Here is a 13,828-nt window from a genome sequence, read left to right as displayed (position 1 = left end):
CGGCTCAGGCCACCGGGATTTCCTGCAGCAGCTCTTCCTGCCTCGTCCCAGCCGGGTCCCCGGCCGCTGCCGGCACCTGCCGCAGCTTGGTCAGGAGGGCTGTTTCCACTGTCAGGCCGGGGCCGAATGCCATGGAACAGATCCGTTCGTCTCCCGGTTCGCTGTCCTGTTCGAGGATGTGCCGGAGGACAAAGAGTACTGTGGCGCTGCTCATGTTCCCGTAGTTGCGCAGGACTTCCCGGGCCGGGACCAGCTGTTCGTCGGTGAGGCCTAACCGGGACTGGACCTTGTCCAGGATGCTGCGGCCGCCAGGGTGGATAGCCCAGTGCCTGATGCCGGTGTAGGGGAGTGCTTCGAGGTGGGGCTCGCGGGCCAGCAGCGGCTGCAGAGCGCCGACGATGTGATCGTCGATGATGTGCGGGACGTAGTTGCCGAGCACCATTTCGAAGCCGTGGTCGCCGATGTTCCAGGCCATGGAGTCCTCGCCAACCGGCGTCAGCACCGTTTCGAAGTGGTCGAGCTGTAGCAGGGCGGTTTCCTCCGCTGCCGGGTTGGCCGTAACGACGGCGGCCGCGGCACCGTCGGCAAACAGGGCCGATCCCATGATGGTGTCCGGGTCATTGGACGTCCGGACGTGCAGTGAGCACAGTTCGGCACAGACGACGAGGACGACGGCGTTCGGGTCGGCTTCGCAGAACAGCTTGGCCGCGCGGAGGGCCGGAAAGGCCGCGTAACAGCCCATGAAGCCAAGGTGGTAGCGCTGCACCGACGGGTCCAGGCCGAGCTCGCGGACGATCTTGTAGTCAGGGCCGGGGTTGAAAAAGCCGGTACAGGAGACTGTTATGAGATGAGTTATGTCAAGTAAATCGAGGTCCGGGCAGGCTTTGACGGCGGCAGCGGAGGCCTCGACAAACAGCTTGGTGGCCTCACGGGCGAAGATGTCGTTGCGGACCTTGGTGCTGGGATTCAGGAGAAGTCCCGAGTCCGGGTCGTAGAACTGTGGATCTTCGGAGCGGAATGCGTTGGTCAGCTCGTTGACGGCCGTGAACCTGGTCTCAATGGCAGCCGAGTCGAAGCACGTGCCCACCAGCCGTGAACCGAGCCTGCTGAGTCCGGGTTGCGCGGCGAAAACGTCACGCGCCTCTGCCTGGATCAGCTTTGTTGCCGGAACTGCAGTTTCAAGTGAACGCACGTAGACCGTCATTGACCCATTCTTAACGAGCCCATCCACAAAGACAATGGTTCACCGGTTTGACCTGCGGAATTGCCTCGGCTGCCCCTATCCGCGCATGCTCCCGGAACGCCGATAATCAACATTATGTCAAGTAACTGGAAACTGCCGCTCCGGAAGGGGCGGTCAGCCTCTCCCCTCGTTCTGTGTGCGAGGCCTTCAGATCGGCCCATCAGGCAGCGTCCTGTGGAAGCACCAGGAGGTATCCGGCCGGCAGCTGCGAACTCCATCGCCGGGGTTCCCTGACAACAAACTGGGTGGCGAGTTCCTCAGGCGTCAGCAGGCTGTTGGGTACAGGTGACGGCCCCCATTGTTGGCTGCCGTAGGGGTACAACGGATCCATGACATGGATTCCGGTGACACGGAAGTCCTGGAACTTCGCCGGATCACCAACCGACTCGAAGCCGCTCATCACCCATGCATGCCGGCCGCTCCACATCACCAGGCCCACCGGCCGGCCCGTCTCGGCGATTGCACGCGCCGCCGTCTGCAGGGCCACCCCATAGTCAGCGACGCTGACCACGCTGTAGGGACCCATCCCGGAAGCGGTGAGCACGTGCGCCCAGCCAAACGGGTTGGCACCGTTGAAGGAGTCGGATGACCGTGCGCGGGCCAAGTCCCACAGCTCCCCCTGCTGGACGCTGTCCGACCACGTTCCCCCACCTGTGTCATCGATCAGGTTGTGGGCCATTTGGACGCTCGCCGCAACGCACCAGTCGAAGGTGTACTGCGGAACGAAGTCACCCTCGCGGTAGAGATTGATGGCATACGGTCCGGGTGCCGGCGGCGGAGTGACAGTGGGAAGGGGTGCCGGCGTGGCGGCGGCAGCAGCGGGTTGCGGGGAAGACCCGGCAGTCCCGACCGCCGGTTGTACGGTCGCTGTGGGCGACGCGCCGCCGGCAGCTGCATCTGTGCCGTTGACCGGCGTGCATGCCACAAGCAGGCTGGCCAATGCTGCCAGCCATACGCTGTGACGGGGACGCGCGCCGTTCATGACCGTTCCAGTCTAGCGCCGGACGCCCATGCCGGCCCCGACCACCGCCCCCAAGCCAAGTCCAAGTGCGAAGCCCAGGAAGGGACTGTCAAAGAATGCCAACCCGATGGCGATGCCCAAGGCCGCACCGAGCAGGCAGCAGATCCACAGCGGCTTGTTCACGGTTCCTCCAACGCAGTCAATCATCCAGCGGGTAGGCGTAGGACTGAATCTACTTCATCCAGCCAGACCTCCCCCACCGCGTTAGGACAGGTAGCCCGCGGCCGGCAAGTCGGGTACAGCCTACGGATGCCAAACGTCTTCCCGGCCGAATATCGTCGTTCCCCTAAGGCGCCATCGATCCGGGCCCGCCATTTGGCAGAACGGGTTCCCGGCGTCTCCACAAGCCGCCTGCGCCTATGAAGATGGTGCCGGTGCAACTCCTTAGCGCCAGGATGCCCGATGCCGCAGTCCCCGTATCTCGAAGACCAGAGCACATCATTGTTTGTACTCCCCCAGTCCCCCGGCCGCCGGACGCCGAGTGCACTGCGGGAAGAGGCACTCACGCATGCGCCGGGAAGGCCTGTGCTGATGCGCCGGCCAGCGCCGGTGAAAGTGCGCGCCGTGATTGGCTCTGCCATCGCGTACACGGTCACGCACATCCTGGTTGAACAGGACGGCAACGGCCCCTATTCAGTGCGGTGGGAACCTGGCTGGCTGGTGCACCGCCTCTGAGCCTGCTTCAGCGGCAGGTGCCGATGCGGTAGCTTCGCGGCCGACGGATAGGCTCGAAACCATGAGTCTTTCGAAATCCGGGCCTGCCTCCAGCCCCTTGGTTGTCGTCGCTGCCGTGGCGGACGTTGTCCTGATCCTGGTGTTCGCGGCGATCGGCCGCGACGCACATGCCCGGGACGGCATCATTACCGGCGTCTTCCTCACGGCCTGGCCTTTCCTCGCCGGGGCGGCCGCGGGCTGGCTCGCAACCCGTGCATGGCGCGACCCCATGTCCCTGCGCCGGGCCGGCGCCGGTGTATGGCTTGGGAGCCTCATTGGCGGCATGCTGCTCAGGGCCCTTACGGGGCAGACCGTCGTGGTGCCTTTCGTCGTCGTCGCCCTCCTGAGCCTGGGCGTGCTGCTCATGGGGTACCGCGCCCTGTACCGCATCATCCGGCGCCGTCGAAGCTGAGCGCCGGCGCTCCGCCGGGCCCAACATGTTGGATCAGGCCGGGCAGGCACTGATGTAATAGGCTGGCAGGACCAAGAAACGCGCCGGTCAATGCCGCGGCGCAACAGATCCGGAGGGTTTCAACGTGATCACCGCATTCGTCCTGATCAAAACGGACGCTTCCCGCATTCCCGAGACGGCCGAGGAGATCTCAGCGATCGAAGGCATCAGCGAGGTGTACTCCGTCACCGGCGAGTGGGACCTGATCGCCGTCGCCAGGGTTACCCGGCATGAAGACCTTGCGGATGTCATTGCCGACCGGCTCTCGAAAGTTCCGGCCGTGGTCCACACCACCACCCACATAGCGTTCCGGGCCTACTCCCAGCACGACCTTGACGCGGCCTTTTCGCTGGGGTTCGAGCAGTAGGCGAGGCATCTGCCTCTATGAGGCAGTGAGCGAGACCCACTTAGCAAGCACTGCGGCCGCGGCACCGCTTTCGATGGACGCGGCCGCGCGGGCGTAGGCACCGTGCATCCTGTCCAGGAATGTTCCCTCGGCTGAAAGATCGAAGGCCACCAGGCCGGCGGCAGCATTCAGCAGGACGGCGTCCCGCGCCGGCCCCTTCTTTCCCGCCAGGACCTCGCGGACAACCACCGCGTTCGCCCTCGCATCGCCGCCACGAAGCTCTTCCACGGTGGCCGGGCTGATGCCCAGGTCACGGGGCGAGAACTCCAAAGCTTCGACGCTGCCGTTACGGATCTCCCACACCGTGGAGGGGCCGGTGGTGGTGAGCTCATCAAGGCCGTCATTACCGCGGAACACCAGGCCCCTGCTCCCCCGTCGCGCCAGGACTCCCGCCACCAGGGGTGCCATCCTGGCGTTTGCGACGCCAACGGCAGATGCCTGCACCTTGGCGGGGTTGGTCAGCGGACCCAGGAAGTTGAAGGCAGTGGGGATCGCCAGTTCTTTCCTCGGCACGGCGGTATGGCGGAACGAAGGATGGAATACCTGGGCGAAGCAAAAGGTGATTCCCGCCTCTTCCGCGTTCCTGGCCACGCGGTCGATCGCCAGGTCCAGCCGCACCCCGAGGGCCTCAAGCACGTCGGCAGAGCCGGACGACGACGACGCGGCCCGGTTGCCGTGCTTCACCACCCGCGCGCCGGCGCCGGCTGCGACCAGCGCCGCCATCGTGGAAATGTTGACGGTATTCAGCTGGTCACCGCCTGTACCGACGATGTCGAGCTTTTCCCCTGAGATGCTGATGGGTTTGGCGTGCGCGAGCATGGCGTCCACGAGTCCCGACAGTTCCTCGACCGTCTCCCCCTTGCCGCTGAGGGCCACCAGGAAGCCGGCGATCTGCGCAGGCGTGGCTTCCCCGGACATGATCGTGTCCATGGCCCAGGAAGTGTTGTCCGCGGTGAGGTCACGCCCGCTGATCAGCGCTGAGATCAGTCGGGGCCAGGTGTTGCCGGACGCTGGGGAAGCCTGTGAAGTCACCTGCTGATGCTATCGAGGGATGGCGGCGGCTGACCAATATGAACCGGTGCGGGAACTTTTCAGCGCGATTTCGCGTCTTTGTAGAAAAAGTCTCCCCAAAAGGCGGTTTGCGTTGGGCAGCACGGACTTTTACAGACATAATGTCTATGTGACATCTGCGACCCATGCCCCCAGTACCCCGGCGCACCCCACGCTGAACCGCCCCAATATGGTTTCCGTAGGAACCGTTGTGTGGCTGTCCAGCGAGTTGATGTTCTTCGCCGGTCTCTTCGCCATGTACTTCACACTGCGCTCCACGAGCGCTCAGATGTGGGCGGACGAGACAGCCAAGCTCAACTTCCCCTTTGCGCTCGTTAACACCATCGTCCTCGTGGCAAGTTCCTTTACTTGCCAGATGGGCGTCTTCGCCGCCGAACGGCTCCAGCCGCGCCGCACCGGAGGGGTGTTCTCGTTCTCCCGTTGGGGCATGAACGAATGGTTCACCCTGACGTTCATCATGGGCGCCTTCTTTGTCGCGGGCCAGACCACCGAGTACGCGATGCTGGTTTCCGAGCACGTCTCGCTCTCCTCGAACGCCTACGGCTCCGCCTTCTACATGACCACCGGCTTCCACGGTCTTCACGTCATCGGCGGCCTCGTTGCCTTCCTGCTCATCATGGGCCGGTCGTTCGCCGCCAAGAAGTTCGGTCACTTCGAAGCCACCTCGGCGATTGTCACCTCTTACTACTGGCACTTCGTTGACGTCGTGTGGATCGGCCTCTTCCTGGTCATCTACGTACTCAAGTAACCAGTTTTGAAACTTTTTCTACACGAGGCAGAATTTCAGGTCGCGGCTCCACAAGCCGTCGCAGGAACGAATAAAGGAACCACCACGTGAAGGCACTCTCACAAAAGCGGCGTCACCCACTGGCAGCAATAGCGCTGCTCCTGATGGGGCTACTCCTTACGGGTGGGCTGTACGCTGTGGCCACGACCGTCAACGAGGCAAAGGCTTCCACCACCACCTACAGTGCCAACGACACTGAAGAGGGCGGCAAGCTCTTCGCGGCGAACTGCGCAACGTGCCACGGCATGGGTGCCAGCGGTACCGCTGATGGCCCGTCACTGGTGGGCGTCGGCGCCGCTGCTGTTGACTTCCAGGTGGGCACCGGCCGCATGCCGATGCAGATGAACGGACCGCAGGCCCTCAAGAAGCCCGCCCAGTTCAACGACGAGCAGACCCATCAGCTTTCAGCCTATGTCGCTTCCCTGGGTGCCGGCCCGGCAATCCCTGAAGAAGACCTGGTGAACGGCGGCGGTGACGCTGCCGCCGGCGGTGAGCTGTTCCGCACCAACTGCGCCATGTGCCACAACGCCGCCGCTGCCGGTGGCGCCCTGACCCGCGGCAAGTTCGCTCCGGCCCTCGCCGACGTATCGGGTAAGCACATCTACGAAGCAATGGCGACCGGTCCGCAGAACATGCCGGTCTTCAGCGATTCGAACATCACCCCTGAAGGCAAGAAGGACATCATCACGTTCCTGAAGCAGATCGAAAGCACCGGTTCCCCGGGTGGCGCCGACCTCGGTTCGCTGGGTCCTGTTGCTGAAGGCCTCTTCGTTTGGGTTGCCGGCCTGGGTGTCATCATTGCCTTCACCATCTGGCTGACGTCCCGCACATCCTGACGCGGTCCCGCACCAAACTTTCTGCTGCAAAGTCCAGCAGGTTGATATTAGAAACTAACCCGGCAGCCGCCGGGACGAGAGAAGGATGAGGCGAATTATGGGCAACCATAGTGACGGCAGTCCGAACCACTCGGGCACCGTAGCTACGGCTGGTCAGAATGAGGTGGAGAAGTTCCAGGATCCTGGAATTCCCCCGCATCGTTTGCGCCTGGCTGACACGGATCCGAAAGCCGCAAAGCGGGCAGAACGGCAGGTCGCCTTACTATTTGGCATCTCTGTCGTTGGAACCCTGATCTTCCTGGTGGCGTACTTCGCCATCGACCTGGGCGAGGATTCCAACATCGCAACCATCCGGTTGCAGAATGCCCTCCTTGGTGTTGGCACGGCATTCGCCATGCTCGGCATCGGTACCGGCATTGTCCACTGGGCCAAGGCCCTGATGCCGGATCACGAAGTATCGGAAGAGCGCCACGCCATCCGCTACGAAGAGGACCGCCAGGCTGCAGTCCGCATCGTTGATGACATTGTGGAAGAGACCGGCATCAAGCGCCGCCCCCTGATCCGCAACACCCTTCTCGGCGCTGTGGCCCTCGCTCCCCTGCCCGCAGTGGCTATTTTCGGCGATCTGGGTCCCCGGCCCGATAACAAGCTTGCCCACACCATGTGGGCGCCGCAGGACGGCAAGCTCAAGCGCCTGGCCCGCGACCCTGACGGTACGCCGATCAAGGCCGCAGATGTCACCATCGGTTCGGCCTTCCACGTCATTCCGGAAGGCCTGAACGAGCTCCACGAGGGCAAGCTCAACGAGAAGGCCAAGGCTGTTGTGCTGCTCATGCGCCTGGACCCGGCGTCCCTGCATCCCTCTGAAGGCCGCGAGGACTGGGGATACAACGGCATCGTTGCGTACTCCAAGATCTGCACCCACGTTGGCTGCCCTGTTGCTCTGTACGAGCAGCAGACGCACCACCTGCTGTGCCCGTGCCACCAGTCCACCTTTGACCTCACTCAAGAGTGCAAGGTGATCTTCGGACCGGCCAGCCGCCCTCTCCCCCAGCTGCCCATCGCAGTTGATGACGAAGGCTACCTCGTCGCCACCAGCGACTTTCATGAACCTGTAGGACCGAGTTACTGGGAGCGTGATATGCATGAGCGCAGCATCAACAGCTGAGCCCGCTTTCGTCGCCAAAACCAAGGCAGGCCGGGTTACCGACTTCGTCGATTCTCGAGTTGGCGGGTCCGGAATCCTCCGGGAATTCGGCCGCAAAGTGTTCCCCGACCATTGGTCCTTCATGTTCGGCGAGGTCGCGCTCTACTCGTTCGTGATCCTGCTGCTTTCGGGTACGTTCCTGACGTTCTTCTTCGACCCGTCCATGGCGGAGACCCACTACGACGGATCGTATGTGCCCCTTAAGGGCGTCGAAATGTCGGTCGCCTACAGCTCGTCGCTGGACATCTCCTTTGATATCCGTGGCGGCCTGTTCATGCGCCAGGTCCACCACTGGGCAGCCCTGCTGTTCGTGGCTTCCATCGCCGTACACATGCTTCGGGTGTTCTTCACCGGCGCATTCCGCCGTCCTCGTGAAATGAACTGGGTTGTGGGCTGCGTCCTGCTCATCCTGGCCATGGCTGCCGGCTTCACCGGCTACTCACTTCCTGATGACCTGCTCTCGGGTAACGGCCTCCGCATCATCGACGGCGTCATCAAGTCCATCCCGGTGGTTGGTACCTACATCTCCTTCTTCCTGTTCGGCGGAGAATTCCCGGGAACGGCGATCATCAGCCGCCTCTACATGCTGCACATCCTGCTGGTGCCGGCACTGATCCTCCTCATGATCGTGCTCCACCTGTTCATGGTTGTGGTCCACAAGCACACCCAGTACCCCGGCCCGGGACGCAACGACAACAACGTTGTCGGTTACCCGCTTGGCCCCGTGTACGCAGCCAAGGCCGGCGGCTTCTTCTTCATCGTCTTCGGTGTCCTGGCACTGATGGCAGCGTTCTTCACCATCAACCCGATCTGGAACTACGGTCCCTACGACCCCTCCCCCGTTTCCGCCGGTACACAGCCTGACTGGTACATCGGATTCGTGGACGGTGCGCTGCGCCTGATGCCCGGCACCTTTGGTGACTGGCACGTAGAGCAGACCTGGCTGGGCTTCGTCTTCACATTCAACGTGTTGCTTCCAGCCCTGGTACCCGCCGGCATTCTGTTCACGGTGATGTTCACCTACCCGTGGATCGAGCGCTGGATCACGAAGGACAACCGCGAACACCACGTTCTGGACCGTCCCCGCAACGCCCCCACCCGTACGGGTATCGGTGTTGCAGGTTTCATCTGGTACTGCGTTATGTGGGCGGCTGCCGGCTCTGACCTCATTGCCACGCACTTCCACGTGTCCCTCAACGACGTCACCTACTGGCTCCGTGCCCTGTTCTTCATCGGACCGATCATCGGATTCATCGTTGCCAAGCGCGTCGCCCTTGCGCTCCAGCGCAAGGACCGCGAGATTGCACTGCACGGCCGGGAAACCGGACGCATCGTTCGCCTGCCCCACGGTGAGTTCATCGAGGTTCACGCTCCGCTCGACGAGTACAAGCGGTACAAGCTGGTCGGATTCGAATCGCCTGAGGTACTCCCCGCGGTACCGAACGAGCACGGTGTGGTGACTGGCAACGAGAAGCGCCGCGCCTTCCTCTCCAAGTGGTTCTTCGAGGACCGTGTAGCTCCGGCTACACCTGCAGAGCTTGAAGCAGCCCACGGCCACGGCCACGCGGCAGTGGAAACCTCCGAGGAAGCCAAGAGCCTCTCCCACTAGGTTCACCCAGGCACCAAACAGAGCAGGGCCCGGTCCAAAAGGACCGGGCCCTGCTCTGTTTGTATCTCGCGTCCAGGCGGCCGCAGCGCCAGGATTCGCTGGAGCCGCTCCCCTTCGCAGCCCGCTTAGAGGTTCCGCGCCCGGCGCGCCCCCGGACGCTGCAGGGGCACCCAAAGCTTGTAGCGGTCTGCCCGGTAGTAGGAAACGGAGTAGTCCACCATGGCGCGGGCCACAAAGGCATGCCGTTGGATCTTCAAGAGCGGTGAACCCACTTCCACGTTGAGGAGGCGCGCCGTGGACGGAGAGGAAGCCGTTGCCTCGATCATGTCCTCCCCCCACTCCATGACCAGGCCGAACTGTTCGCTCAGGACGTTGTACAGGGATGTGGGAGGCTCGCCGTCGAGCAGGCCCGGAACGCGGTGGGCGGGGATAAAGTTCTCATCCACGCTCATGGGCTCTCCGTCCGCCAGGAGGAGCCTGCGGAAACGCACCAGCGGAGTGCCTTCGTCCAGCTGCAGTTCGCGGGCGAGGAAGGCGCTGGCACCGATCTGTTCAAAGCTGAGGACCTTTGCGGCCGGGACCATGCCACGGCGCTGCATTTCCTCGCTGTACGAGGTGAGCTTTACCTGGAGGTCAAGCTTAGGCCGGCGGACAAAGGTACCAAGGCCAACAACGCGTTCAATGACTTCCTCGCCCACCAGGGCATCGATGGCCTGGCGGACTGTCATCCGGGCGAGACCAAATCGTTCGGCCAAGTCACGCTCTGAAGGCAGTGCCGAGCCGGGCGGGCACGCCTCCGCGATGTAGGCGCGCAAAATCTCCCGCAATTGAATGTAAATGGCGACACCGCTGGTGCGGTCTATGTCGCCCTTGATGGTCTTGCCTGCAGCCGCCATGAGTCCGCCTTTTCCTGCTTGGTACCGCTTCTAATCGTAGGTCAGGTCTAGACCAGCTGTGTTCCTTCGAGGGCTCCATGGCGGCAGCGACTGGAAGCCGGATATATATTTGGGCTGGAAGATTTACGCGACAGACGGACGGGTCCGTCGAGACGAAGGAGTCCCCTTTGCCATCACACAAGGCCGTGGTCACGGCTTCTGTCGGCCTTCATGCAAGGCCTGCGGCCGATTTTGTCCGGGCCGTCATGGACACGGGCCTTCCCGTGGTCATTGCCAAGGACGGCAGCCCGGCCGTCGATGCGAGGTCGCTGCTTCAGGTGATGGCTGCCGACTTCCAGCACGGCTGTGAAGTGCAGCTCACGGTCAGCGAGACAGCCTTGGACGGGCCTGTGAGCGCGGAAAATGCCGTGGGAGCCCTCCAATCCCTCGGAGACCTCCTCGAGGCGCAGGGAGCCCTGCAGCCCGCTCTCCGGCACTAGCTCGGCAGCAGCTGGCCGAGAATCAACGACGCCGGCCCCCACCAAATGGCGGGGGCCGGCGTCGTTGTTAAGTGTGTTGCCTAGTGGGCGTGGTCCCCACGGCTGTATTCGTAAACCCAGCCGACAAGCGCTACGACCGCAAGGCCGGCAGCAATGAAGACAATCCAGAACCCGACGGCCAATCCAAGGAACCCGGTGGCGCAGGCCAGTCCGAGGACCAGGGGCCACCAGCTCCAGGGGCTGAAGTGCCCCTGCTCGCCGGCACCTTCGTGGATCTCAGCGTCGCTGCGGTCCTCGGGGCGCATCCCCACGCGTTTGGCGGTAAAACCAAGGTACGCGCCGATCATGCCGGCCAGTCCGCCTACGAGCAGGACACCCAGGGTGCCGACCCACTCGTTCCAGTGCGTCAGGAACCCGTACACGATGGAGACAGGGATGAAGAAGAATACTCCCGATCCAAAGATCCAAGATTCGATTTTCACTGTGCGGTGTCCTTCTGGTCGGCGTTGCCGAGAACGCTGGCCGCAGGTGCCGGCGACTCGACGGTGTGGACCTGGCGCAGCTCAGGGTGGTGCAGGTCCAGGGCGGGGCGCTCCGAACGGATCCGGGGCAGCGAGGTGAAGTTGTGGCGCGGCGGCGGGCAGGACGTGGCCCATTCGAGCGAGGCACCGAAGCCCCAAGGATCATCAACCTGGACCTTTTCGGCCTTCCGCCAAGTGATGTAGACGTTCCAGAAGAACGGAATCAGCGAGGCACCGAGGACGAAGGACGCCACCGTGGAGAACTGGTTCATCCAGGTGAAGTTGTCTTCCACCAGGTAGTCGGCGTAGCGGCGGGGCATGCCTTCGACGCCAAGCCAGTGCTGGATGAGGAACGTGCCGTGGAAGCCCAGGAACAGGAGCCAGAAGTGGATCTTGCCGAGGCGCTCGTTGAGCATTTTTCCAGTCCACTTGGGCCACCAGAAGTAGAAGCCGGCGAACATGGCGAACACCACTGTTCCGAAGACCACGTAGTGGAAGTGCGCCACCACGAAGTAGGAGTCCGAGACGTGGAAGTCGAGCGGAGGCGAAGCCAGGATGATGCCGGTCAGGCCGCCGAAGAGGAACGTGACGAGGAATCCGATGCTCCAGAGCATGGGGGTTTCGAACGTAATGGAGCCGCGCCACATGGTGCCGATCCAGTTGAAGAACTTCACGCCGGTCGGAACCGCAATGAGCATCGTCATGAAGGCGAAGAACGGCAGGAGGACCGAGCCGGTGACGTACATGTGGTGGGCCCACACGGTGACGGAGAGCGCAGCGATGGCGATCGTGGCGTAAACGAGGCCCTTGTAGCCGAAGATCGGCTTGCGGCTGAACACCGGGAAGATCTCAGACACGATGCCGAAGAACGGCAGCGCGATGATGTAGACCTCAGGGTGGCCGAAGAACCAGAACAGGTGCTGCCAGAGGACCGCACCGCCGTTTTCGGGATCGAAGATGTGTGCACCAAACCGGCGGTCGGCGCCCAGCGCGAACAGTGCGGCGGCCAGCGGCGGGAACGCCATGAGGACCAGGATGGACGTGATCAGGGCGTTCCAGGTGAAGATCGGCATGCGCCACATGGTCATGCCCGGGGCGCGCATGCAGATGATGGTGGTGATGAAGTTCACCGCACCGAGGATGGTGCCGAAGCCGGAGAGCGCCAGGCCGAAGACCCAAAGGTCACCGCCGATGCCGGGGCTGAACGTTGTGTTCGACAGTGGTGCGTAGGCGAACCAGCCGAAGGATGCTGCACCCTGCGGGGTGATGAAGCCGGAGACCGCAATGGTGGAGCCAAAGAGGAAGAACCAGAAGGCCAGGGCGTTCAGACGCGGGAACGCAACGTCAGGCGCGCCGATCTGCAGCGGCATGATCACGTTGGTGAAGCCGGCGAAGAGCGGGGTGGCGAACATCAGCAGCATGACCGTGCCGTGCATGGTGAACAGCTGGTTGTACTGTTCCTTCGTCTGCAGGATCTGCATGCCGGGCTCGAAGAGCTCGGCACGAATGAGCAGCGCCATGACGCCGCCGAGGCAGAAGAAGACGAACGAGGCGATCAGGTACATGTACCCGATGGTCTTGTGGTCAGTGGAGGTGATCCAGTTGACGACGATGCGTCCCTTGGACTTCGGTACCACCGGAGCCTGCAGGGCTCCTGTGGGTGCGGATTGAGTGTACGTAGCCACGTCGCTCCCCTTACTTAATTTCGTTCAGGTTAGGGTTGCGGTCGTACTCCACGCCCAGCAGCCCGGTGTTGCCGGCTGCTTTCAGCCCGTCCATGTGGGCCTGGAATTCAGATTCCGACACCACCTTGACGCGGAACAGCATTTCGGAGTGGTACTCGCCGCAGAGTTCGGCACACTTGCCGTCGTAGGTGCCCTCTTTAGTGGGGGTGAACCTGATGTAGTTGGTCTTTCCGGGGATCATGTCGCGCTTCTGCAGGAAGGCGGGAACCCAGAACGAGTGGATGACGTCGCGGGCGTTGAGCTCGAGGTCAACAGACTTATTCACCGGCAAGTACAGCGTGGGGAGCTGTTCCTTGTCGATGGTGTTGCCGGTCAGGTGCGCCTGGACACCGGCTTCGTGGAGGTCTTCCTGGATGACGTCGCCGGACTTGTAGTTGAAGTCCCAGGCCCACTGCTTGCCGCGGACGTCAACTACGACGTCGGCCGGCTGGGAGCGGTCATCTATGGCCTGCTGGTCACGGTCGGTGAAGTAGAAGAACACCAGGACCATGAAGATCGGGATGGTCAGGTAAAAGACCTCAAGCGGAAGGTTGAAACTGGTCTGCCGCGGGAACCCAACAGTCCCCTTGCGGCGGCGGTACGCCACCAGGCACCAGATGATGAGGCCCCAGGTAATGGTGCCCACCACCAGCGCGGCAATCCATGAGTTGACCCAGAGGTCCATGATGCGGTCGGTGTTGCTGGTGGTGCCGCGTTCAGTCGGCAGCCACCCCTTCTCTACCTCTGGCGAACATCCGGTCAAAACCAACGCGCCGGCAATTGCCAAGCCAGTGATCGTTGTGATCGTTTTGCGTCGGCTGCCGGTTCGGTTCTGCGAACTCACAGACGGCCCTTCCTACTTG

16 protein-coding genes are annotated in these 13,828 nt (G+C 62.8%); 8 read left to right on the top strand and 8 right to left on the bottom strand.

Features of this window, described 5'->3' with window-relative positions; genetic code table 11:
- Positions 1–4: 4 nt before the first annotated feature.
- From QE394_RS19310 to QE394_RS19300, 3 genes are all read right to left on the bottom strand, one after another.
- Complete coding sequence (locus QE394_RS19310) at positions 5–1,204, bottom strand: type III polyketide synthase (protein ID WP_349035290.1); 1,200 nt, start codon at positions 1,202–1,204, stop codon at positions 5–7.
- A 199-nt stretch (positions 1,205–1,403) separates the two neighbouring features.
- Positions 1,404–2,225 carry a hypothetical protein gene (locus tag QE394_RS19305; protein WP_349035289.1) on the bottom strand — a complete coding sequence of 274 codons (822 nt, stop codon included), beginning with the start codon at positions 2,223–2,225 and terminating at the stop codon, positions 1,404–1,406.
- Between the two features lie 12 nt (positions 2,226–2,237).
- The gene (locus QE394_RS19300; RefSeq protein ID WP_200937761.1) at positions 2,238–2,387 is read right to left on the bottom strand and encodes a hypothetical protein; all 150 of its coding nucleotides are present in this window, start codon (positions 2,385–2,387) and stop codon (positions 2,238–2,240) included.
- 279 nt (positions 2,388–2,666) lie between these two features.
- On the opposite strand from QE394_RS19300, the gene QE394_RS19295 reads away from it, so the two are divergent.
- The 3 genes from QE394_RS19295 (at position 2,667) to QE394_RS19285 (ending at position 3,796) form a co-directional block, all read left to right on the top strand.
- Entirely contained in the window at positions 2,667–2,939 is a 273-nt protein-coding gene (locus tag QE394_RS19295) for a hypothetical protein (RefSeq protein WP_261621188.1), read from the top strand.
- Positions 2,940–3,000: 61 nt separating this feature from the next.
- On the top strand, positions 3,001–3,390 hold the full coding sequence (locus QE394_RS19290; protein ID WP_261621189.1) for a DUF3054 domain-containing protein: 390 nt from the start codon (positions 3,001–3,003) through the stop codon (positions 3,388–3,390).
- A gap of 124 nt (positions 3,391–3,514) precedes the next feature.
- A complete protein-coding gene (locus tag QE394_RS19285; RefSeq protein WP_268157575.1) occupies positions 3,515–3,796 on the top strand; it encodes an Lrp/AsnC ligand binding domain-containing protein in 282 nt (93 codons plus the stop codon).
- Positions 3,797–3,811: 15 nt separating this feature from the next.
- On the opposite strand, the gene trpD is transcribed toward QE394_RS19285, so the two are convergent.
- Positions 3,812–4,867 carry an anthranilate phosphoribosyltransferase gene (gene trpD, locus QE394_RS19280; protein ID WP_349035288.1) on the bottom strand — a complete coding sequence of 352 codons (1,056 nt, stop codon included), beginning with the start codon at positions 4,865–4,867 and terminating at the stop codon, positions 3,812–3,814.
- A gap of 148 nt (positions 4,868–5,015) precedes the next feature.
- On the opposite strand from trpD, the gene QE394_RS19275 reads away from it, so the two are divergent.
- The 4 genes from QE394_RS19275 to QE394_RS19260 all read left to right on the top strand — a co-directional run bounded on the left by QE394_RS19275 (position 5,016) and on the right by QE394_RS19260 (position 9,345).
- On the top strand, positions 5,016–5,654 hold the full coding sequence (locus QE394_RS19275) for a heme-copper oxidase subunit III (RefSeq protein ID WP_172829962.1): 639 nt from the start codon (positions 5,016–5,018) through the stop codon (positions 5,652–5,654).
- A gap of 86 nt (positions 5,655–5,740) precedes the next feature.
- A complete protein-coding gene (locus QE394_RS19270; protein ID WP_015937140.1) occupies positions 5,741–6,529 on the top strand; it encodes a cytochrome c in 789 nt (262 codons plus the stop codon).
- Between the two features lie 97 nt (positions 6,530–6,626).
- Entirely contained in the window at positions 6,627–7,697 is a 1,071-nt protein-coding gene (locus QE394_RS19265; RefSeq protein ID WP_056079264.1) for a Rieske 2Fe-2S domain-containing protein, read from the top strand.
- The gene (locus QE394_RS19260) at positions 7,675–9,345 is read left to right on the top strand and encodes a cytochrome bc complex cytochrome b subunit (protein WP_349035287.1); all 1,671 of its coding nucleotides are present in this window, start codon (positions 7,675–7,677) and stop codon (positions 9,343–9,345) included. The genes QE394_RS19265 and QE394_RS19260 overlap by 23 nt, the downstream gene beginning before the upstream one ends.
- Positions 9,346–9,470: 125 nt before the next feature.
- On the opposite strand, the gene QE394_RS19255 is transcribed toward QE394_RS19260, so the two are convergent.
- Entirely contained in the window at positions 9,471–10,241 is a 771-nt protein-coding gene (locus QE394_RS19255) for a GntR family transcriptional regulator (RefSeq protein ID WP_349035286.1), read from the bottom strand.
- A gap of 167 nt (positions 10,242–10,408) precedes the next feature.
- Here QE394_RS19255 and QE394_RS19250 point away from each other — a divergent pair, with 167 nt between their 5' ends.
- On the top strand, positions 10,409–10,720 hold the full coding sequence (locus tag QE394_RS19250) for an HPr family phosphocarrier protein (RefSeq protein ID WP_349035285.1): 312 nt from the start codon (positions 10,409–10,411) through the stop codon (positions 10,718–10,720).
- Positions 10,721–10,800: 80 nt separating this feature from the next.
- On the opposite strand, the gene QE394_RS19245 is transcribed toward QE394_RS19250, so the two are convergent.
- The 3 genes from QE394_RS19245 to coxB are packed head-to-tail and all read right to left on the bottom strand — an operon-like array spanning position 10,801 to position 13,809.
- Positions 10,801–11,202, bottom strand: a complete 402-nt coding sequence (locus QE394_RS19245) for a cytochrome c oxidase subunit 4 (protein ID WP_056079276.1) — start codon at positions 11,200–11,202, stop codon at positions 10,801–10,803.
- On the bottom strand, positions 11,199–12,926 hold the full coding sequence (gene ctaD / locus QE394_RS19240) for a cytochrome c oxidase subunit I (RefSeq protein WP_349035284.1): 1,728 nt from the start codon (positions 12,924–12,926) through the stop codon (positions 11,199–11,201). The genes QE394_RS19245 and ctaD overlap by 4 nt, the downstream gene beginning before the upstream one ends.
- 10 nt (positions 12,927–12,936) lie before the next feature.
- A complete protein-coding gene (gene coxB, locus QE394_RS19235; RefSeq protein ID WP_015937147.1) occupies positions 12,937–13,809 on the bottom strand; it encodes a cytochrome c oxidase subunit II in 873 nt (290 codons plus the stop codon).
- Between the last annotated feature and the right edge of the window lie 19 nt (positions 13,810–13,828).

Source organism: Pseudarthrobacter sp. SORGH_AS 212, assembly GCF_030818145.1.
GTDB lineage: Bacteria > Actinomycetota > Actinomycetes > Actinomycetales > Micrococcaceae > Arthrobacter.
This window is presented reverse-complemented; position numbering and strand designations above follow the sequence as displayed.

Coding starts and splice junctions, on each gene's coding strand:
- QE394_RS19310 (WP_349035290.1), bottom strand. CDS start 1,204: ATGACGGTCTACGTGCGTTCACTTGAAACTGCAGTTCCGGCAACAAAG.
- QE394_RS19290 (WP_261621189.1), top strand. CDS start 3,001: ATGAGTCTTTCGAAATCCGGGCCTGCCTCCAGCCCCTTGGTTGTCGTC.
- QE394_RS19260 (WP_349035287.1), top strand. CDS start 7,675: ATGAGCGCAGCATCAACAGCTGAGCCCGCTTTCGTCGCCAAAACCAAG.
- QE394_RS19265 (WP_056079264.1), top strand. CDS start 6,627: ATGGGCAACCATAGTGACGGCAGTCCGAACCACTCGGGCACCGTAGCT.
- QE394_RS19305 (WP_349035289.1), bottom strand. CDS start 2,225: ATGAACGGCGCGCGTCCCCGTCACAGCGTATGGCTGGCAGCATTGGCC.
- QE394_RS19255 (WP_349035286.1), bottom strand. CDS start 10,241: ATGGCGGCTGCAGGCAAGACCATCAAGGGCGACATAGACCGCACCAGC.
- QE394_RS19295 (WP_261621188.1), top strand. CDS start 2,667: ATGCCGCAGTCCCCGTATCTCGAAGACCAGAGCACATCATTGTTTGTA.